The organism is Qipengyuania proteolytica, assembly GCF_019711565.1.
GTDB lineage: Bacteria > Pseudomonadota > Alphaproteobacteria > Sphingomonadales > Sphingomonadaceae > Qipengyuania > Qipengyuania proteolytica.
Map to the genome: position 1 here is coordinate 788656 of NZ_JAIGNN010000002.1, position 18213 is coordinate 806868.

Here is an 18213-nt window from a genome sequence, read left to right on the forward strand (position 1 = left end):
ACGTTAACGGCTGTGGGGCCTCAGATCATCGCGAAGAGGCGACCCGCGAGCCACCCCATGCCGACCGACAGCATCACGGCGAGCAGGCCGTAGACGAGCGACCAGTCCTGCGAATAGTCGGCCACCAGCTTCTCGAACCCGACCTTGGCGACTTCCACCTCGGACTGCGCCGAGGCGATGACGCGTCCCCGGCTCACCGCGAAGGTTTCTGCCGTATAGGTGCCGGTGGTGACATTGGAGGGCAGCGTGATGCGCGCCTGGTAGAGCACCTGCTCGCTGATCTGGACGCCGCCGAAGTCCTGCTTGTAGAGCTGCTGGCGGGTCTTGAGATCGACCAGACCGGCGGAAAAACGCGCCTGTTCCTCGGTGTCGATCACCCCGCTCGGGCTGAGCTGGATATAGTCGGTGCCGAATTCGTAGATCGCCGCGGTCTTCTCGTCGACGATTTCGCTGACTGGCCGCGAGGAGGCGACTGCGAAGAAGGACGGGACCGAGCGGAAATCGGTGCTGGCCGCGTTCACCCAGACGCCGACGAAGCGCTCCTTCTCGCGCAGGCGGGCGGCTTCCGACGGTCCCTTGAGCACCACGACGATGTCGTATTCGCTGCCCGCCGCGCGTCCGCCGGGATCGAGGATCGCCCCGAACAGCAGCAGTTCGGTACCGGTGAAGCCCTGCCGCACCTGCACCTCGTGCTGGCTGACCTCGGGCACGAGGATGGGGTCGCGCTGGCCCATCAGCACGAAGGCGCAAAGGAGCAGCAGCAACGCCCTCACAGCGGATACACCGTGTAGATCTCGTCCGGCTGGTAGAACAGGCCGAGGAACATGCGAAAGGCGATGACGAGCACTATCGCCGCCAGCACCAGCCGCAGGATTTCCGGCTTCGCCTTCACCGCGATCTGCGAGCCGATCTGCGCGCCGGTGACCGAGCCGAGCAACAGCAGGAACACCAGCACGATGTCGACCGCCTTGGTCGTCAGCGAATGCATCATCGTGGTCGCCATGGTCACGAACAGGATGTTGTAGAGGCTGGTGCCGACAACGACGTTGGCGCTCATTCCGAGGATGTAGAGCATGGCGGGCACGAGGATGAAGCCGCCGCCCACGCCCATGAGCATGGTCAGGATGCCGACCACGACACCCACGAGCAGCGGGGCGAGCGGCGAAATGTAGAGGCCCGAGCGATAAAAGCGCCAGCGCATCGGCAGGCTCGCCACCAGCGGGTGGTGCCGCCTGCGCGGAGCCTGCTTCGCCGCGTCCCCGCGCAAAATGCCGAGCGATTCCTTCGCCATCAACAGCCCGATCGAGCCGAGGAGGATGACGTAAAGCGCATTGATGACCACGTCGATCTGGCCGATCGCACGGAAGAAGTTGAACAGGAGCGCCCCGATGCCGGAGCCGAGCACCCCGCCCGCGACCATCACGCCGCCCATGCGATAGTCCACGCCCTTGCGCGAACTGTGCGCGATCACGCCGGTGACACTGGCCCCGGTAACCTGCGTCGATGCGGAGGCCGCAGCCACGGTCGGCGGGACGCCGTAGAAGATGAGGAGCGGCGTCGTCAGGAAGCCGCCGCCGACCCCGAACAGGCCGGAAAGAATGCCGGTCAGCCCACCCAGCGCGACGATCCAGAGTCCATTGACGGACAGGTTCGCGATGGGGAGGTAGACGTCCATGACTGCGCCCTATCGCAGGGCCGCGCCGGATAAAAGCTGAACCGTGTCAGAAGCCGGTCGAAAGCGTGATCGCCGCGCCCGAGGCCGGTTCGGCGTCGCCCGCGACGCGGAAGCGGTAGTCGGCGGAGAGGCGCGCTGGCGTCTCTCCGATGGTCAGATCGACACGCAATGTCGGTCCGACATCGAGCCGCGATGCGCCAAGCTGGATCCCGCCCCAGGCACCGGCGCCAGCGCTGAAGGAGAAGCTGTCCCGGCGTGTGACGTCGCGCGTCACGGTAACGCGCCCATCGGCAAAACCCGTGGCAAAGTCGCCACCGACATAGCCGCCTTGCCCATAGCCTTCCGCCTGCAGGCCAAGCGGCAGCGAAGCCTGGTCGATCCCGGCAGTCGCGAAGACCGCGGGGCGCACAGTCGTACCGGTCACGCTCCGTGTGGTGCGCATCTCGGCATGCACGGCGATCGGCAGGCCGCCGACAGGGCGACCCTGCAGCCCCATCGCCAGTTCGGCCTCTCCGTCCGCCACCAAGGCCTTGCTGGCACGGAAATAGGCGGACGGCTGATGGCGGGAATTGGGTGCGAGCCGGTAGGTCATCACCGCTCCGGCCTGACTTGCGCCATAGCTCGCCGGCTGCACCCCCGACCCGGCCAGTCTTCCGGCGGAACCTTGCCGCAGCAGCAACCACGCATCGACCCGCCAGGGCTTGGCCCTTGCCAGCCCGGCAGGAACGACAGCTGGGGAGAGCCGAGGGTCGAGCCAGTCGGCCACGTCACGCGGCATCGGCAGTTCCCCCATGCCCGCCATCCACAGCAGGCTGTGACCGAGCGCCCTGCGATCGCTGGCAAACGGCGTTGATCCGTTGGCACTCGGCTCGGCCATCATATGCGCCGGAGGTGCGGGCGAATTGAGATCGCCGTAAGCCGGGCTGTAGCGCTCGGCGGCGTGGGGCAATGACCGCGCGTCGGAAGGCACAGTCTTGGCAAACGCGGCAGTTCCGTCCGCTGCCGGGGCAAGCGTTTCGGGGCCGGTGAACTCAGCGACCTGGAACGGTCTCGCCACCACCTGCCACGGGCTTTCCCACAAAACGATCCGCAACAGCACCCAGCCGGCCAGCAGCAGGCCGAGGAATAGGACGGGCTGGCCGCGACGGGCTTCCTGCAGGGCCGGACCGCTCACGCAGCCAGCTCGTGCATGGGGCTCAATGCGGGGTGATCGCGATGTTCGGTCTTGTCCCAGATCACCGGCGCGCCCTTGAGCGTACCGACATAGGCCTGCAGCGCACGTCGGGCGGCCATGATCGCGATGATGTTGGAGACGAACAGGCGCGGCATCGCACGTAGCCCTTCGCGCCAGCCGAATTCGCGCGCGGTGAACAAGCCGCGCATGGCGAACCGCCAGATCAGACCGATGAAGTTGACCGCCAGCAGGACTTCGAAGACCGGCGAATACTGCGGCGGCTGCACCAGGCCCATGCTCACGAAGCCCCAGAGGCCCGCACTCATCACGACCAGCGTATAGGCCAGCGTCAGGAGGATCGCCGCCAGCGGGCCACGCCGGTCGCGCAGCTGCATCCAGATGTCCGCAGCCGAGCCGCGCCAGCCGAGCCGGTCCCACCCCTGCAGCGCGATACCGTGCATCCAGCGCGTCTTCTGGCGCACGGCGGCACCGATCCGCGAAGGGAAAAACGCGCGCGTCGCCACCAGGCGGCCATCCTGCATGCGGCAGCGCAGGAACCGCCCGCGGCCGCCCAGCTCGGCCACGCGCAGGCCGAGTTCGTAATCCTCCGTCAGCGACTGGCGCGCGAAAGGTTCCTCACCGAAACGGGCGAGCATGGGCTTCGCAATTGCGCATCCCACCCCTGCCCCCGGGATGGCCGCCCCGAACGCATCCCTGACTACCAGGCTCTTCCCGTGGGCCTCAACACACCACCCGCTACCATAATTGTCTCGAAACCGCGGAATACTGCGGGTATCGCTCAGGAATGGATGGGGAATTGCGAGAGCCGGCATCGCGGCCCGGCTACGGTCGGCACATCATGTTGAGCGCCCTTCTCCTTTGCGCGGCCTGTGCGCCGTTGCCTGAGCCCGAGCCGATCACGGCCTCCTGCACCGCCACCGACGGGGACACGATTCGCTGCGGGGACGAGCGCATTCGCCTGCTCGGCATCGATGCGCCGGAGAAGCTGGGTTCGTGTCGCAAGGGGAGGGTCTGCGCGCCCGGGGATCCGGTCGCCAGCACGCAGTCGCTGCGGGCGGCGATGGAGAAAGGTCCATTATGGATCATTCGCATCGGGCGCGATCGGTACGGCCGGACGCTGGCGCTGGTGCGCGCCGGGAAGATCGACCTGTCCTGCCACCAGCTCGCCACCGGCAACGCGATCTACAAGCCGAAGTGGGACAACCAGAAGGCGGTCGCGCGGACTTGCCCGGACGTGGTCAGAAGGTGATTTCGCAGGCGCTGATCGTCGCGCCGCGCTTGCCGCATTCCGCGCACTTCATGCAGGCCTGAACCCGTTCGAGCGGCCACTTCGTGCGCACCGCGCCGAGCTCCACCTGCATTAGCACCGCGTTCGCCAGCACCACGCGGTTGCAGCCGCGGCATTCGATGCGCAGGTTGTACCCGCGCTTTGCGCAGTCGGAAACGGTATCGAGTCGGAAGCGGCCCATGCCGCCAGATGGAACATCGGGGGAACAAAGGTCAATGGACGGAGCGCTGCTCAACCTCGCCCAGGCGGCCCAGCGGGTGGCGGATTTCGCGCGCGAGGCGGTCGAGGGAAGCTTGCCCGATCCGGCAGCGCTGCATCGCGCCATGGCCGATTACGATCGGCGCGCGGCGGGTTATCGCGGGGACATCACGCCCGGCGATTTCGTGCGGCAGGATGCCGAGCGGTTCGAGGATCCGCAGATGATCGAAGCGATGGAGCGGATCGCCCAGCTGCTCGATCGCGAATTCGCCCCGCCCAAGCGCCGCTTCGGCGAGGACTGATCAGCTGACACCTCGCAGAATTATCATGTCGATGACCACAGTCGGCTCTTGCGAGTTCGCGGTGTCGCAGCCCAACTGGATGTGACCGATCTTTCCAGGGTTGCCGCCTGAGATGCGGACCGTCTGCACGTTCCCGTTGAGTGAATAGCTCTCGATGACAAGTCCGCTCGCTTGGTCGACCTCGACCGGCTTGAGGGCGACAACCGAGTCATCGCCGATGTGCTTCGACCAGTCGAAGGTGTAGTCGAGAACCTCGACCGGGTATCTCGGCGGCCAGCTGTAAACGCTCATGGTAAAGTCCTGTCTTGTGCGACGGAAATTATCGCGCGGGATATGAAGACCCCGGAGAGACTTCGGTCTTGCGCCAATGAATCGATGTGACGCTCCGCCGGGGTCGATCGGGCGAGCGTGAAGAGGAAGGCCTGCAGCGTGTCCGCGCCCGTCTCCTGCACCGCCAGGCTGCCGAGGACGGCCACACTGGCCACCGCCGCCAGCTGGTCGCCGCCGCCTTCCTGCGCCGCGAGGCTGCCCGCCACCGCGACCGTGCCCGCGAGGCTCGCGCTGTCGCTGCCCTGCTCGACCGCCGCCAGCACCGCGCCAACCACGACCGAGGCCGTGCCAGCGAAGCTGTCGGCACCGCTTTCCTGCGCGACCAGCGTGCCGAACACGCCCGTCGCGCCCACCGTGCCGGTGGCCGAGAAGGTGTCCGCTCCGGTTTCCTGCGCGGCGAGCGAGCCTGCCACGCCGACCGCGATGCTGCCCGCGAAGCTGTCCGCCCCGCCCTCCTGCGCCACCAGCGTGCCGGTGATGCCGGGGAATGCGACAGAGCCGGTCGCGGTGAAGGTGTCGGCACCGGTCTCCTGCGTCGCCAGCGTGCCCGAGACCGTGACCGCGCCGCTCGCGGATGCCGTGTCGGCCCCGCTTTCCTGCGCGGCGAGATCGCCCGCCACGGCGACGGAGAGCGAAGCGGTGAATGCATCCGCCCCGCTCTCCTGCGCCGCCAGCGTGCCGGTGACGCCGCCCGCGCCGGCGGGCTCGAAGCTGACCACGGCGATGCCAGTGCTGGCCGTGGTCGAATAGACAGCCTGCACCGTCGCATCGGTGGCGGTCGAGGGGCTGTCGTTCGCAGCGGTTGAGCCCGTGCGCCCGCCCATGTCGAGCGCGCTGATGCCGGTGACCCCGGTCCATGTCGGCGCGGCCCCGGCGTTCGACCGGTTGAAGCTGCCGACGATCACATGGCCGCCGCTCTCGGTATCGACCGCGACCGAGATCGTGCTGTTGTTCGTCTGGTTCGCCGCCGCGCTGTCGAGCGCGGTGGCATTCATGCCGGTCAGCCTGTGCGCCTCGACCTGCACGAAGGTCGGGTTGCTGTCGAAGGTGGCGACGATGTCAGCCACCGTACCGGTCGGCACGCTTGCCCATGCCACCACGGCGCTCGAAAGCGGACCGTTGGTGGCAGGCTTGACCAGGTTGGCGGTGATCCCGCCGATCGTGACGGCGCTGCAGACCCCGCGTTCGTGCGGGATGATCGCCGCGACGATCCGATCCGCCGCGGCCGCACCGATGGCGACAGAGGCGAAAGTGCGGGTCGTGGTGCCCGTGCTCGCGACCGTGCCGAGCGCGGACGTGACGGAGCGCGCCATCGTCGGCGGGTCTTAGGCGTGCTTGATCGTCGTGGTCGAGAGCGTGACGTTCTGGCCGGACGCGATCGAGACGTTGTCGAGGCCGAGGTCCGGCTTGGCCGACACGTAATCCCAGCTCACCGTTCCATCGGTGATGCCGGTGCCCGTGCCTGTCGGGCCGCCCGAACCGGCCGAGGTGCCTCCGCTGGCGCAGACGTAGAGGTTACCGCCATTGTTGACATACTGGCCGGCGGTGTAGGCGGTGCTCGCGGCCCAAGCGGTCGATGCCTGCCCTGCCGTCAGGCCGGTCATGTGCGCATCGCCGCCGCTGGTCTTGATCTGCGCCTTTGCCGCATCGGTCCCGGCTCCGGCCCCCGCCTCGCCCGTCACCGTGCTGCTATCGAGGCCGAGTGTCCAGGTATCGCCCGACACCGAACCGCCATTCGCCACCAAGCCGAAGATCGCCAGCACGGTATCGTTGGCAGCAAGGATTTCCAGTGTGCCGTCGGCGAAGTAATCGCGCTTGGCGGTCTGCACGACTGTCTTCACAGCCACATCATAATCGACGCTCATTCGTCCGTCCTTCCTTCAATCGCACTTTCCTACAGGCCCGCCACCGTGGCAGGCCGATTCGCATGAGAACCGCAGACGACATCGCCGCCGCCATCCGCCGCACCGCCACGCGGGCCGCGGATCCCGTTCATTCCAAGAAGCTGCACCGCCTCGCCGACGAGGCAGGCGCGATCCGCTCAGTCCGGCCGAGAACCGTCCACCGCGCCTGACGGGCAAGCCGCGCGATAGCGGGCGTTGTGCTCCAGCACCGCGTCCACCGTCGGGTCGCTGTCGAAGGTGTTGCCCGGATCGTCCGCGCCTTCGGTCGGCGCCACCGCCACCGGCAGCGCGCGGTCGACCTGGCACAGGCTAGTTGCGGCGGTAACGCTCGCAGTTGCCGGCCGTGGCGTCTGTCGCGCTCCGCACGCACTCGTCATAACGAGAGTTGCCGCGATCATCGCGCACCTGGTTACCTGCTTCATTTGCCGCTCCTACCTGCTGCAGCGTGGTTTCGTGCCCCTCGACCACCGCTTCTGCCTTCCCGGCGTCCTTGGCGGTGTCGAGCGTGTCTTCGAAGGCGTTGTCCGCGATGCGGATGGCGACGAAGGCCAGACCCGCGATCACGGCGGCGATCATCAGCCACGCCTTTACCTTCAGCGGCCCCAGCGATGCGCCGAGCGCCTGTCCGATCAGTTCCTTCATTGCATGCCTCCGATGATGACGAGCGTCGCGATCGCCCCGATCAGGGCGATGATCAGCGTCAGGTTGTCGACGAACTTGTCCCACGCCCATGCGCGGACGCCGCGCCAGAAGGCGCGCGAGGGATCGCCGGGAATGCACATGGTCAGTCTCCCGGGTCGTCCACAGGCCGCGCGGGCGGGTTGTGCTTGGCCGTTGAGTGGATGCCGATCGCCTTCTCGACGGTGCGGCCCGCCGTGTATCCGAGCAGCGCGAGGGTCGCGAGGTTGTAGTAATCGCCGGGGATCGCGCGGAAGAAGCCGGCCAGCCCCTTGGTGAAGGAAACGCCCGCACCGGGATGGAACACCTCGAGCGTGCCCGAGATCACCGCACCCAGCAGCAGGCCGATGACCAGCGCCGCCACTGTGAGCGGGCGAATGCCCTCGCGCAGCCCCTCGATCACGATCCGCTCCGGTACAGCTCGGCCTCTTCGCGGCGGCGACGGACGAGGCCTTTCAGCACGCGCCCGCCCGCGCGGTTCCAGCGGGCGAATTCCTCGGCCGCCCCGACGAAGTCACCGGCCTTGTGCTTCTTCGTCAGCGTCGCCCGCGCGATCGCGCCGGTGTTGTAATGGAAGCTGACCAGCGCATCGAATTGCGCCTGGCTGGTTCCCGCGAGCGAGGAGCCGAGCGCCTTGCGCACGTCCTCGGCATGGCGGGCGATGTCTTCCTCGAGCCGCTCGTCGCAGCGGGCCTGCGTCCAGATCGTGCCCGGGCCGATGTCCGGACCGGTCGCGCCCCACCCGATCGTCCAGGGCGCGCCGCCCGTGCCGGGATCGGGGTAGGCCTCCACCATACCGTCGGGACGCAGGCGGGCACAGCCTTCGAACCGCTTGATCAGCTGCACGCCGGCCATGCCGGTGCGCATCGGTGTGAAGGGCGATTCCGGCGCGCTCGGTGCAACCGGGACGCGCGCGCTGTCGAGCACGTCGTCGAACGCCTCGACCTCTGCCGGAGTGAACCCACGCCCGAGCAGGCGCCGAACATGATCGAATATTGCCTTGCGATTCATACATACCACCACATCACGAAGGCCGCCCATGCGAGCAGGCAGAAGAAGTACGAAAAGACGAACAGCTTCGACCAATCGCGCCCTTCGCCGAGGGCCGCGAGCCAGACGAAGCCCGTCTTGGCGAGGAAGATCAGGCCCGTGCCGAACCAGTAGACCGGGCTCACCGTGGCGAAGGTCGCGCCGTCGAACAGCATCTGCTGGATCCTGCCCCCGAAGGTCAGCATGAAGCCGAGCGAATGCAGGTCCATGCACACCGCCATCACGAAGCCGGCGTTGAACAGGGATCGCTCGCCGCCCTGCTCGAACGCCTGCGCCAGCCACCCGGCGAAGATGAAAGCGCAGCCGATCAGAAGCCACCCGAACGCGAGCAGGATCATTCGCCTTTGCCTTTCGTCAAGGCGGAGATGGCGCGACCCGTCCCCGTGATTTCCAGCGCCTCGGCCTTCGTCTTCGCTGCGAGGTCTGCAAACCTGCGCACCTCGGTGTCGATGCCGTTGCGGAAGACGGGGCGGTACTTGGCCTTGAAGGCCGCGGTGAGATCGCGCAGGTTCATTCCAGCCTCGCTATGTCGGCTTCGATCCTGGCCACCGTCGCCACCAGCCCCCTGATTGCGTTCGAATTCTCCCGTGCGTCCGTCGCGCCGGATTGCGCGAGGCTGTTGAGCGTTGCGATCGTCTCGCGCAGCGTCACCATCACCTCGACCACCTTCGCGAGCTTCCCGAAGGCCCACATCAGCGCGCCCACCAGCAGCACGATCAGGAACAGCATGACGAACATCAGCGCCCGCCAGTCGTCGAGCTCGGCCATCACCCGGCCAGCCTCGTTCACGTCCAGTGCGGGTCCGCTCGTCGCAGAGGAAAGCATGAACCAGCCCGGGATAAGCAGAGCGAACTTGGCCCACGTCACACCCGCCCCCACAACCGGAGAAACAGGCGGGAGAGCCATTCACGGCGGCGCACAAAGGCGTCGGTCTTCTCGACGCTCCACCCGCGAAACGGCGGGCTATATCGCGTCATGCGACGTAGCTCCTTGTCGCGGTAGTCGGGCAGCCCCTCGCGCTCTGCGACCAGTATCTCAGCCCCGTGGCCGACCGCATCGAAATGCGCGGAGAGAATGCGCGTCCACAGGCAACCGACCAGCGCCGCCATGAAGGTCAGCGCCTCACCAATCTCGGCAATCTCGCGCAGGCCGGCAAGCCAGCAGACGGCGCCGAACAGGATCGCGCCAAGCCAGCGGTGCGACCAGTCGATGCGCTCCTGCGCGCTGCGACCGGCGGGCGATTGGCGCTGCTGCTCGGTCACCTCGTCTTCGGGCAGGCGAACCCAGAACGGATTGTTGTTCGCAACCCGCCCGCCGCGCCGCACCCACGGCCCGATGCCGAGCGCGGGCAGGACCAGCGTCACGATGACGAGGGCGGCGAGGGCGATCATACGAACAGCCCCCGCACCCAGCGACGAGTCTCGACTATCGCGCCACCAACGATACCCACGAACAGCAGGAAAAAGAGTAGCGGGAACGCCACTAGGCCAATGTTCAGAGCCTTCATGCCATCCTCGCCAGTTCGCGCGCGATGAGCGAGGCGAGGAAATCGTTCGCCTCGCCGGTCGTATCGCTGTGGGGGTGCAAGTCGTCAGGCATCCACAATTCCGTGATCGTGTCGCCCGCGTTCGGCCCCGCGCCGGTGATCACTTCCTGCGTCCATCCGGTGTAGCGCCACAGCTCGACCAGCGGCAGTGAGTGGTAGTCGGCGAGCAACGCCTGCGCCTGCGAGACCTGCGCCTTGCGGGCGTCCTCGTAGTGGCCGACGAAGACGATGCGCGCCTTCGGCTCAGCAGCGCGGATGATGTCGATCAGCGTGTTGATCGCACCGTGCCAGGTGGTGCGGTCGCGACTATCCGGATCGGCGTTGAACTCGTCGACCAGGTCGGTGCCCTCGTACCCGCCGACACCCACGAAGGCATCATTGTGCGCGTGCTCGATCAGGTAGATGTCCTTGCCGAGGCTCGGCACGATGCGGTTCTCGTAGCCGTAGGACAGCATCTCGGCTTGCGTCTGCGCGGTGAGTGTCGCGGGCGAGCCGGGAATGTTCGGCTGATAGGTCGCGTAGTTGTCGATGCGCGACTGGATCTCGGCCGTCGTGCGCATCAGGCACTTGTGCCAGTTGTTCCACGCCATCCCGAATTCGCCGAAGGGATCGCCACCCGTGATGTTGGCCTTCACGCCGATGCGGGCGCAGCTGGACGCAATCGCCTTGTTCGTGATTGCCATGCCGGTGAGCGCGGCAATCTTGAAAGGATAGGAGTTTGCGCCGCCACCGTCGCCCCACGGGATCGACGTGCCGGTAATGAGCGCCGTCTGCCCGACCAGTTGGCCGCTGATCGGATAGACTGTCGCCTTGAGGTCGCGCACATCGTCGAACAGCGCGATGCCGTCGCCATCCGCCGTCCCGAGGACTTCGAGGCGGGCCGTGTCCTTGTTCGCCAGCAGGACGGTCAACGCCACCGCGCGGGCATCGGCGGGCGCGGTGAAGGTCTGGTCGACATAAACGTCATCTACAGTCGAGGACGTGGCCGTGTAGAGCTTCGAGAGATACGTTCCGCGCGGCGTGAAGAAGACCAGCGCCGCAACCGACGTGCCTCCCCTGATCGTGCCCGAGAAGCGCATCAGGTCGCCGCCCTCGATCGGCAGGCGCGCCGTCGTGAAGGAGGCCGAGGCGGTCACCACGCCGGTGTTGCCATGCGTGTAGAAGCCGTCCTGCCACAGCGCGGACAAGTCCTGCTCGGCGTAGTGGGCGAGATCGTCCGCCGCCTCTGCCGCCCGCTCGGCCTCCTTCGCACTGTCGGCCTTGAGCGCCAGCTTCTCGACCGTCGGGGCGAGCCCGTTGGTGTTGGAGCAGGTGATCCAGAAATAGGCGGTGTTGGCGGGCGGGGTGAACTCGTGCTGTTTCAGGTAGGTGTAGCCCGAGCCGGGCGCGGCGGTATCGAAGCCGAGCAGGGCGTCGCCCGCGTCGAAGTAGACCACCACTGCACCGGCGAAAATATCCGACCCGATGGTCGAGGACACGCGCCAGACCTCACCCGCCGCAGCGGTGTATTTCCGCGCGGTGTAGTTCGCATTGGCGACGATGTTGCCGGTGGCGCGGCCGATGTAGAAGCCGACCTGCGTGTCGATCGCCGCAGGCCCCGCGACGAAGACAGAGGACGCCTGCTTGTTGCTTTCGATCTGTGCCGCGCTGGCCGCGATGGCGGCTGCCTCGGCCGTGGCGATTGCCGCCTGGCGCGCGGCCTCTTCGGCATCTGCGCCGAGACCCACGACCAGTTCGCGCTCGTCATGTCGTATCGTGATCTCAGGCACCCTCGGTCACCTTTCCGCTGATGAAGACGTTTCCGGCGAGGTAACGCCGCTCGTAGCTGCCGCTGGGCGTGCGCAGGATGTCGAACACCAGCTCCGCCAGTCCGTCGCCATCGGCGTCCGCCGGCAGGGCCGCGACCTGCGCCTTGGTCAGCGTGAAGGTGACCGGCGTGTAGGTGCCGTCCCATGCGCCCACGCTGACCGCGAAATCCGCCAGTGTCGCGCCGTCGGCATCGGGCGACAGGCGCAGCGAAGCGCTGAAGCTGTCCGCGCTCGCATCCAGCGGTATCTTCACCGTCAGCGGATAGCTGAGCGCGCGGTCGATTGGCGGCAAGGTAAGGCCACCTTGTCCGGCCGCAGCACATTGCCGCAGCCAGTCGGGGAATTGAGACGTCATGCTTGCTCCTAAGCGTAAGGGTCGCCGCCGCCGGTGCCGGGAGGCAGCGAGCCGCCGCCGCTGGTGCCGCTGCCGCCGGAAACGTCGGTGGTGATGTAGCCGCCGAAGTGGCGATCCGGGTTGATGTCCGAATTCTGCGCCGTGTCGAAGCTGGTCGTCGCCTGCCACGAAACCGCGCCGCCCGACCGGTCGCTGTCGTCGTAATAGAGCCAGTACCGTGTCTCCGAAGCGATGGCGGTTGTGCCGTCGTCCTCGGTCGTGATCGTCGCCCCCGTCACCGCCACAGTGCCATCGGCGTAAATCCGGTTGTGATTGCCGATCGTGATGTCGGCATCGGTCGCGGTCAGCGTGAACAGGCTCTGGCTGCTGGTCGCGATCAGCGTCCGCTCGTAACCGTCGGGCAGGATGTTCCCGCCCACGACGCCGTCGATATCTTCAGGCGTCGGCACCGTTCGCACCGGCGGAGCCGTGCCTGTTGCCCCCAGCGCGGCGGCGTGCTTGGCATCGTCCTCGCGCTCGAACTCGAAGGTGACCGTGCCCGCCACCGGATCGATCGAGCGGCGGCGGATGACCACCTTGGTGTCGGTGCCGTCGTGGTTCTCCGGATGCACGCCCAGCTCGGCATCCAGCGTCAGGCAGTCGCCGGGGCCATAAAGCATCATGTGCGGCTTGCAGGTCAGCCGGATAGGCCCGTCCTGCCGGCGGCGGTAGAGCTTGTACAGCGCCAGCTCGGTCACCTGGTCGACATCGGTGACGAGGTCCCACTGGTACTGGTCGATCTTCTCCTCGCCGTCCTCGGTCACCCATGCGGCGACCTGCGCGGCCGCGGCCTGCTCATAGCCCCACTGGTGCGCCTCGCTGCGGTACTTCGGCACCAGCGTGTTGTGGCGGTTCTTCCAGCCCCGGCCGAGCTTGGCGGTAACCGGCCCGTCGGCCAGGTCGTCGCGGCCGATGGTGGCGAGGCTGGTGCGCGGGGCCTCGAAATCGAAGCGCAGCACGCCGTTCGCCAGAACGGGCTCGCCGCCGCCCGCCTCGGCGATCAGCTTGAGGTTGTTCCACTTGTCGCCGGGTTCGTAGATCGTACCGTTGGCGGTCCACCCGTTCGCATCGTTGACGTTCGCCCATGCGGCGACGCTGGCGAAGTCCACTGCTTCCTCGCCCAGGTCGACGCCGAAGACCTTTATCCCGTTGACGTAGCGGCCATAGCCGTAGGTTCCGGCGTGCAGCGCCGGGTCGCGCGAATAGACCCATGTCGTCTCGTCATCGACACGGCAGGTGCCGCTGCCGCCGGGGAAGGTGCTGTCGAGCCGGGGATCGTACACCTTCACGCCGCGCCAGATCGCGCCGATTGCGGGGATCTGCCCGCCGGCAAACCGCTTGCCCTTCTTCGACCATTGCAGCGAGACACCCAGTGCTGCCATCCCGCTGAGCTTGTAGGCGCTGCCCCAGTCCGGCGTGCCCGACCAGTGCGGCTGCAGCTCGTCCGTCTCCGGCCGCGCCCCCAGCTGGAAATCGCGCCAGACGTAGTTCGCATAGTATCCGGTCGCGGCGTCCCCGCTGAAGGGGATCGTGCCGTAATCGAACTGGACCGATTCCAGCCCGTCGATCGGCCCGCAGCACGAATGCACCGTGGCGATGAAGCGGTACGGGTTCTCGACCTTGTTGACCGTGCCGCCCCAGCCCACGTCGTGGACCTGCACCCCGCCGGAATAACTTCGCCCGATCAGGTAGGGCAGCGGATTGTTCGCGCCGATCACCCGCTCGTTCACCTGCCCGACATTGCGCGGAGGCTTCTGCAAAGCCGCTGCGCCGAGGCTGGAGACCGTCGCCACCGCAGCCGCGATGGCCGCGATCGGCTGACCGCCCGGAATGAACGCCGCCACCGTGGCGACCACCCCGGCCACCTGCCCGACTGCCCGCAGCACGCCCGACATCAGAGCCGCCACGCCTTTACGGCATCGGGCATGGCGAACTTCACCACCTCGAGCTTCTCGAAGTTCGTCGCCGCGTGCCAGCACAGCAAATTGCCGAGCCCGTCCGCGATGGCGATGGCATCCATCCCCGCGCCGGCATGCTCCGGATCCACCGGCAGCGAGACCAAATCGCCCACGATGGCGAAGGCCGGGGCGGGCAGCTGCTCGAAGTAATGGTCGAGCATCGCCGAGACGCTGGCGAAGCCGCGCTTGTCCAGCGCCTTCTTCGCGCCCAGCGCACTGCGGAACTGCGGCACCGGAGGCAAATCATGCCCCAGCGCCACCGCCTGTGCCCGCGCCAGGCGGATGCAGTTGGCACCCTCCCAGCGGAACGGCTTGCCGCGAAACCGGTCGATCACCGTTTGCGTGCGTGCGGCGCGTTCGGCCAGCGTCATTGCAGCACCACGCGCGAAAGGCCCGGAAGACCGCCGCTTCCGCCGTAGCTTCCCCCGCCGGACCCGCCGCCGCGTGACGGCGTGGCCGTGCCCCAGGCGAGATAGCCGACGAGGTCGGTGCAATTGTCGAACCCGCGCTCCCCCGGCCACACGGTCTGGTGGAAGCGTGACGAGCACACATTGCCCTCGTTCGTCAGGAACAGCTTTTCAGCGCGGCCGATCAGTTCCAGCGCCAGCAGGTCTTCCCCGCCTTCCGCCTGCTGCCGCTCCGCCGTGTCGACGAGCCGGTCGATCAGCAGCCGCGCATTCGTGGCGGTCTTCATGTCTGCAGCCACCTCGACCATCCAGATCCGCAGCCGCGAATCGAACAGGTCGCTGCGCCACCAGTCCGCAAGGTCGGCAGCGGGGTTCGAGGCGAACACCACTTCGCCGCCCTCGGCCATGTCGCCGAACCCGGCCTCCGCCTCGCCGACCGAGACGATGCTGCCGAACACCGGGTGCTCGGCCTCGTACCGCTCCACGCCGTCGCCCGCGTCGAAATCGAGGAAACCCCCGTCGCACAGGTTCACGTCGCCACCCGGCGCTTCGAACTTCAGCACGAAGGCCAGCGTGATCGCGAGGTCGGTGACGGCCATCAGCGCGCCTCCTCGATCGTGAAGTCGAACCCGCGCGCGAGGCGGTCCGGTTCGTAATTCCAGCCCTGCGGCGCCGACAGCAGGCCTTCGATCTGGGGAAGGCCCAGCTCGACCGTGTCATCGTCCGCGGGCTCGACGCGCAGCGGCGGCTCGATATCGAGCGTCGCTTCGCCGCTCGCTCCCACGCGCTGCGCCGTGGCGATCTTGTGGACGTACCGCCGGCCGCCGCTCAGCAGCGAGAAGAACTGCCCCTTGCGCAGGACATAGCCGGGATTGAAACCGTCGCAGATCAGCGAGGTGCCCGACTGCGCGGCCCCGTTCACCAGCACCGTGCCGGGCGAACCCGTCGGCATGTCCGGCTGCACCAGCGTCAGCCGCACGCCTTCGCGCAGGCCCCTCGTCAGGTCCGCCGCCCATCGTTCCGCCTCGTCCGCCTCGAGCACCGGCATGGTCACGCCCAGCGCCCAGCGATTGCCGAGCCGGTTGATCCGCTGCGTGCTGCCACCGAGCGCGCTCTTCTGCATGCCGCCGAAATCGACCGGCACCCACGCAATGGCGCGCGGTGCGGGGCTGGTGGGGAGATCGATCATCTAGAACGGCACCAGGCTGCGGTCGCGGATCTTGCCGAGCTTGCCGAGCGCCGATGCGCTGCTCGCCTCGATCATCGACGGGGCGGCCGAGGCCACGACCACGCCAGCCTCGTTCCGCACCATGGCGCCGAAGCCGCCGTTGTTCGCCACCACCTCGACCTGCAGCTTGCCGCCGCCCATCGCCATGCTGTCGCGGTTGGAAAAGACCTTGGACCCGCGCGGCATGCTGACCAGCTCCGGCCCGCGCTCGCCCACCATGGCGAGCCCGCCGGGGTGAAAGTTCGTGCCGCCGGCGTAAGCCGGGACGCTGTTGGCCTTGGCCTGCAGCCCGCCGCCGAACACGCCAGCGCCCGCCAGCTGCGCGAAGGCGTTCACCGCCGCGCCGAGGATGTCGAAGAAATCGCCGCCCTTGATCGCGCCGACGAGGTCGCGGATGGCGTTGGTCGCTTTCTCCGCCATGTCCTTGAAGCTCTCGGCGATCCGCACGGTCTGGACCTTGGTCCTGTCCGCCGTCTCGCCCAGCACCTCGCTGACGGTCTTCAGCTGGCCGACCAGCGGGCCGGTGTTGAGTAGCGCGCCCGAGACCGTCTGTTCCCGTCCGCCACCACTCGCCCGGAAGCGCGCCTCCTGCGCAGTGCCACCCGAGATCAGACCGGCCTTCTCGCCCGCGTCGATCGTGGCGAGGTCTTCGCGCATGGCATTGAGCCGCGCGATCTCGGGGAACAGGCGATCGAGGATAGTGCGCACATTGCCGGCGAGGGTGCGAAACGCTTCGTCCGCCTTCTTGGTCGCCTTCTCGACCGGCTTGACCATCAGCGCGTCGAGCTTGGCCATCTCCTGCCCGATCTCGGTCACCATGTCCGGCACCCAGCTGTTGCCGACCACGCGGTCGTACAGCCAGGCAAAGCCCTGCTCGACCTTCTTCACCTTGTCGGTGACCCAGTTGAGCACCGCGCCAAGCTTGTCCATCAGCCACGTCTTCACGCTCTGGTAGAGCTGCTGGACGATGGGGCCGATCTTGTCCCAGTTCTTCCACGCCAGGTAGATGCCGGCGATCACTGCCGCCGCGCCGAGGATGATGGGATTGGCGAGCAGCAGCAGCAGCGCCTTGCTCACCAGGCCGATGGCCGGGGCGAGCATGCTGAGGAAGGTGAGGAAGCCGGACCCGACCGAGATCGCCGCGCCCACTGCCGTGACCAGCGGGCCGAGCGCCGCCAGCACCGCACCGATGCCGACGGCCCAGTTCAGGATCTCGGGATTGACCTCCGAAATCCAGTTCGCCCACTCGGCCAGCTTGGTGACGATATTGGTGATCGCTTCGAGCAGGCCCGAGCTGACGACCGCGATCGCCAGCTTCTGCCAGGCGTTCTCGAGCTTGCGGCCGGCAGCGGCATATTCCTCGAGCTGCGCCGCATCGCCTTCGGACACGACTGCGGCGCTCTGGCCGAACTCGTCGAAGGCCTTGCCGCCGTTTTCAAGCAGGGGGATCAGGTTGGTCGCATCGGAGGCGATGGCCTCCATGTAGAACCGCATCTCGTCCGAACTGACGTTCGCCTTGACGAGGCTGTCGTAATACAGCTGCAGCGCGTCCTTGCCGCCCAGTCCTTTGAAGGCCTCGGCGGTCACGCCCACCTTGGGGGCGATGTTTTCGAAGAAGTCGGCCATGCCGCCGCCGCCAGTGGCGCGGAAGTCGCCGACCTTGTCTTGCACGTCCTTGAAGATGTCGCCGAGCTTGTCGGCCTCGATGCCGACCGTCTTCGCGCCGTAGGCGAGCCGCTGGAAATCTTCGAAGCCCTCGCCCGCGACCTGCGCAGCCACCTTCATCTCGCGGCTCGATTCGACCAGGTCCTTGGTCGTCTTGGCCAGCGCCACGCCGATCCCGGCGAGCGGGGCGGTGATCGCTGCCGACATCTTGATGCCGATCGACTGGATGCGCTTGCCGGTCTTCTCGAAGCTGCGGCGGGTCTGCTCGAACTGCTTGGCAGCCAGATCCGCGCCCTTCTCGAAGGCCGCTGTTTCCAGCGAGAGATTGACCGCGAGGCGGGCGATCACGTCACCGAGTGCCATTCTGGTCTCCCTGCCTCTTGATCATGCGGTCGAACATGCGGCGCACGTCCAGCGCGCCGCTTTCGGGCGTCTTCGGCTTTGCCGGTTTCAGATAGTCATCGAGCGACTTGAGCCGCTTCTCCCGGGCGAAGCGCTCGGCGCTCCACCCGATCATTGTCGCCAGCTCGACGCTGGCCTTCATGCGCGCCCCGACGATCACCGCGAACATGCGCGGCGTCGCCCGC

The 18213-nt window shown here is 67.3% G+C and carries 27 protein-coding genes; 3 read left to right on the plus strand and 24 right to left on the minus strand.

Features of this window, described 5'->3' with window-relative positions; translation table 11 throughout:
* Positions 1–20 precede the first annotated feature (20 nt).
* Genes K3172_RS12785 through K3172_RS12800 form a run of 4 tightly spaced genes read right to left on the minus strand, consistent with a single transcriptional unit; the run spans position 21 to position 3682 of the window.
* Positions 21–734: a TIGR02186 family protein gene (locus tag K3172_RS12785; RefSeq protein WP_221591197.1), complete on the minus strand. Its 714-nt coding sequence runs from the start codon at positions 732–734 to the stop codon at positions 21–23.
* 35 nt (positions 735–769) lie between these two features.
* Complete coding sequence (locus tag K3172_RS12790; protein ID WP_221590606.1) at positions 770–1675, minus strand: sulfite exporter TauE/SafE family protein; 906 nt, start codon at positions 1673–1675, stop codon at positions 770–772.
* A 46-nt stretch (positions 1676–1721) separates the two neighbouring features.
* Entirely contained in the window at positions 1722–2849 is a 1128-nt protein-coding gene (locus K3172_RS12795) for a hypothetical protein (RefSeq protein WP_221590607.1), read from the minus strand.
* Entirely contained in the window at positions 2846–3682 is an 837-nt protein-coding gene (locus K3172_RS12800) for a glycosyltransferase family 2 protein (protein WP_221590609.1), read from the minus strand. Before K3172_RS12800 ends, K3172_RS12795 begins: the two co-directional genes overlap by 4 nt.
* 65 nt (positions 3683–3747) lie before the next feature.
* On the opposite strand from K3172_RS12800, the gene K3172_RS12805 reads away from it, so the two are divergent.
* Complete coding sequence (locus tag K3172_RS12805) at positions 3748–4119, plus strand: thermonuclease family protein (protein ID WP_247718166.1); 372 nt, start codon at positions 3748–3750, stop codon at positions 4117–4119.
* Here K3172_RS12805 and K3172_RS12810 read toward each other — a convergent pair.
* Positions 4109–4339 carry a hypothetical protein gene (locus K3172_RS12810; protein ID WP_221590614.1) on the minus strand — a complete coding sequence of 77 codons (231 nt, stop codon included), beginning with the start codon at positions 4337–4339 and terminating at the stop codon, positions 4109–4111. The two genes, K3172_RS12805 and K3172_RS12810, sit on opposite strands and share 11 nt — an antisense overlap.
* Positions 4340–4373: 34 nt before the next feature.
* On the opposite strand from K3172_RS12810, the gene K3172_RS12815 reads away from it, so the two are divergent.
* Positions 4374–4658: a hypothetical protein gene (locus K3172_RS12815; protein WP_221590616.1), complete on the plus strand. Its 285-nt coding sequence runs from the start codon at positions 4374–4376 to the stop codon at positions 4656–4658.
* On the opposite strand, the gene K3172_RS12820 is transcribed toward K3172_RS12815, so the two are convergent.
* From K3172_RS12820 to K3172_RS12830, 3 genes are read right to left on the minus strand one after another with little or no spacing between them, the layout of a single operon-like run.
* Positions 4659–4949: a phage fiber-tail adaptor protein gene (locus K3172_RS12820; protein WP_221590618.1), complete on the minus strand. Its 291-nt coding sequence runs from the start codon at positions 4947–4949 to the stop codon at positions 4659–4661.
* A complete protein-coding gene (locus K3172_RS12825) occupies positions 4946–6301 on the minus strand; it encodes a hypothetical protein (protein ID WP_221590620.1) in 1356 nt (451 codons plus the stop codon). The genes K3172_RS12820 and K3172_RS12825 overlap by 4 nt, the downstream gene beginning before the upstream one ends.
* Before the next feature lie 12 nt (positions 6302–6313).
* Positions 6314–6853 carry a hypothetical protein gene (locus K3172_RS12830; protein ID WP_221590622.1) on the minus strand — a complete coding sequence of 180 codons (540 nt, stop codon included), beginning with the start codon at positions 6851–6853 and terminating at the stop codon, positions 6314–6316.
* Between the two features lie 62 nt (positions 6854–6915).
* On the opposite strand from K3172_RS12830, the gene K3172_RS12835 reads away from it, so the two are divergent.
* Positions 6916–7062 carry a hypothetical protein gene (locus K3172_RS12835; protein ID WP_221590625.1) on the plus strand — a complete coding sequence of 49 codons (147 nt, stop codon included), beginning with the start codon at positions 6916–6918 and terminating at the stop codon, positions 7060–7062.
* A 139-nt stretch (positions 7063–7201) separates the two neighbouring features.
* On the opposite strand, the gene K3172_RS12840 is transcribed toward K3172_RS12835, so the two are convergent.
* From K3172_RS12840 to K3172_RS12915, 16 genes are all read right to left on the minus strand, one after another.
* On the minus strand, positions 7202–7534 hold the full coding sequence (locus K3172_RS12840) for a hypothetical protein (RefSeq protein ID WP_221590626.1): 333 nt from the start codon (positions 7532–7534) through the stop codon (positions 7202–7204).
* Positions 7531–7674 carry a hypothetical protein gene (locus tag K3172_RS12845; RefSeq protein ID WP_221590628.1) on the minus strand — a complete coding sequence of 48 codons (144 nt, stop codon included), beginning with the start codon at positions 7672–7674 and terminating at the stop codon, positions 7531–7533. Before K3172_RS12845 ends, K3172_RS12840 begins: the two co-directional genes overlap by 4 nt.
* A 2-nt stretch (positions 7675–7676) precedes the next feature.
* Positions 7677–7973, minus strand: a complete 297-nt coding sequence (locus K3172_RS12850) for a hypothetical protein (protein WP_221590630.1) — start codon at positions 7971–7973, stop codon at positions 7677–7679.
* Entirely contained in the window at positions 7970–8581 is a 612-nt protein-coding gene (locus K3172_RS12855) for a lysozyme (protein WP_221590632.1), read from the minus strand. The genes K3172_RS12850 and K3172_RS12855 overlap by 4 nt, the downstream gene beginning before the upstream one ends.
* The gene (locus tag K3172_RS12860) at positions 8578–8958 is read right to left on the minus strand and encodes a hypothetical protein (protein WP_221590634.1); all 381 of its coding nucleotides are present in this window, start codon (positions 8956–8958) and stop codon (positions 8578–8580) included. Before K3172_RS12860 ends, K3172_RS12855 begins: the two co-directional genes overlap by 4 nt.
* Positions 8955–9134: a hypothetical protein gene (locus K3172_RS12865; RefSeq protein WP_221590636.1), complete on the minus strand. Its 180-nt coding sequence runs from the start codon at positions 9132–9134 to the stop codon at positions 8955–8957. The genes K3172_RS12860 and K3172_RS12865 overlap by 4 nt, the downstream gene beginning before the upstream one ends.
* Positions 9131–9487, minus strand: a complete 357-nt coding sequence (locus K3172_RS12870) for a hypothetical protein (protein WP_221590638.1) — start codon at positions 9485–9487, stop codon at positions 9131–9133. Before K3172_RS12870 ends, K3172_RS12865 begins: the two co-directional genes overlap by 4 nt.
* On the minus strand, positions 9484–10011 hold the full coding sequence (locus tag K3172_RS12875; RefSeq protein WP_221590640.1) for a hypothetical protein: 528 nt from the start codon (positions 10009–10011) through the stop codon (positions 9484–9486). Before K3172_RS12875 ends, K3172_RS12870 begins: the two co-directional genes overlap by 4 nt.
* 112 nt (positions 10012–10123) lie before the next feature.
* Positions 10124–11935, minus strand: coding sequence for an SGNH/GDSL hydrolase family protein (locus K3172_RS12880; RefSeq protein ID WP_221590642.1), 1812 nt, complete (start codon positions 11933–11935; stop codon positions 10124–10126).
* The gene (locus tag K3172_RS12885) at positions 11928–12329 is read right to left on the minus strand and encodes a hypothetical protein (RefSeq protein ID WP_221590644.1); all 402 of its coding nucleotides are present in this window, start codon (positions 12327–12329) and stop codon (positions 11928–11930) included. Before K3172_RS12885 ends, K3172_RS12880 begins: the two co-directional genes overlap by 8 nt.
* Before the next feature lie 8 nt (positions 12330–12337).
* Complete coding sequence (locus tag K3172_RS12890) at positions 12338–14275, minus strand: phage tail protein (protein ID WP_221590646.1); 1938 nt, start codon at positions 14273–14275, stop codon at positions 12338–12340.
* On the minus strand, positions 14263–14697 hold the full coding sequence (locus K3172_RS12895; protein ID WP_221590648.1) for a DUF6950 family protein: 435 nt from the start codon (positions 14695–14697) through the stop codon (positions 14263–14265). The genes K3172_RS12890 and K3172_RS12895 overlap by 13 nt, the downstream gene beginning before the upstream one ends.
* A complete protein-coding gene (locus K3172_RS12900) occupies positions 14694–15332 on the minus strand; it encodes a hypothetical protein (protein ID WP_221590650.1) in 639 nt (212 codons plus the stop codon). Before K3172_RS12900 ends, K3172_RS12895 begins: the two co-directional genes overlap by 4 nt.
* Entirely contained in the window at positions 15332–15922 is a 591-nt protein-coding gene (locus K3172_RS12905) for a hypothetical protein (protein ID WP_221590652.1), read from the minus strand. The genes K3172_RS12900 and K3172_RS12905 overlap by 1 nt, the downstream gene beginning before the upstream one ends.
* Positions 15923–17989, minus strand: coding sequence for a phage tail tape measure protein (locus K3172_RS12910; RefSeq protein WP_221590654.1), 2067 nt, complete (start codon positions 17987–17989; stop codon positions 15923–15925). It lies immediately after the preceding gene.
* Positions 17976–18197: a hypothetical protein gene (locus K3172_RS12915; protein ID WP_221590656.1), complete on the minus strand. Its 222-nt coding sequence runs from the start codon at positions 18195–18197 to the stop codon at positions 17976–17978. Before K3172_RS12915 ends, K3172_RS12910 begins: the two co-directional genes overlap by 14 nt.
* Positions 18198–18213: the final 16 nt, after the last annotated feature.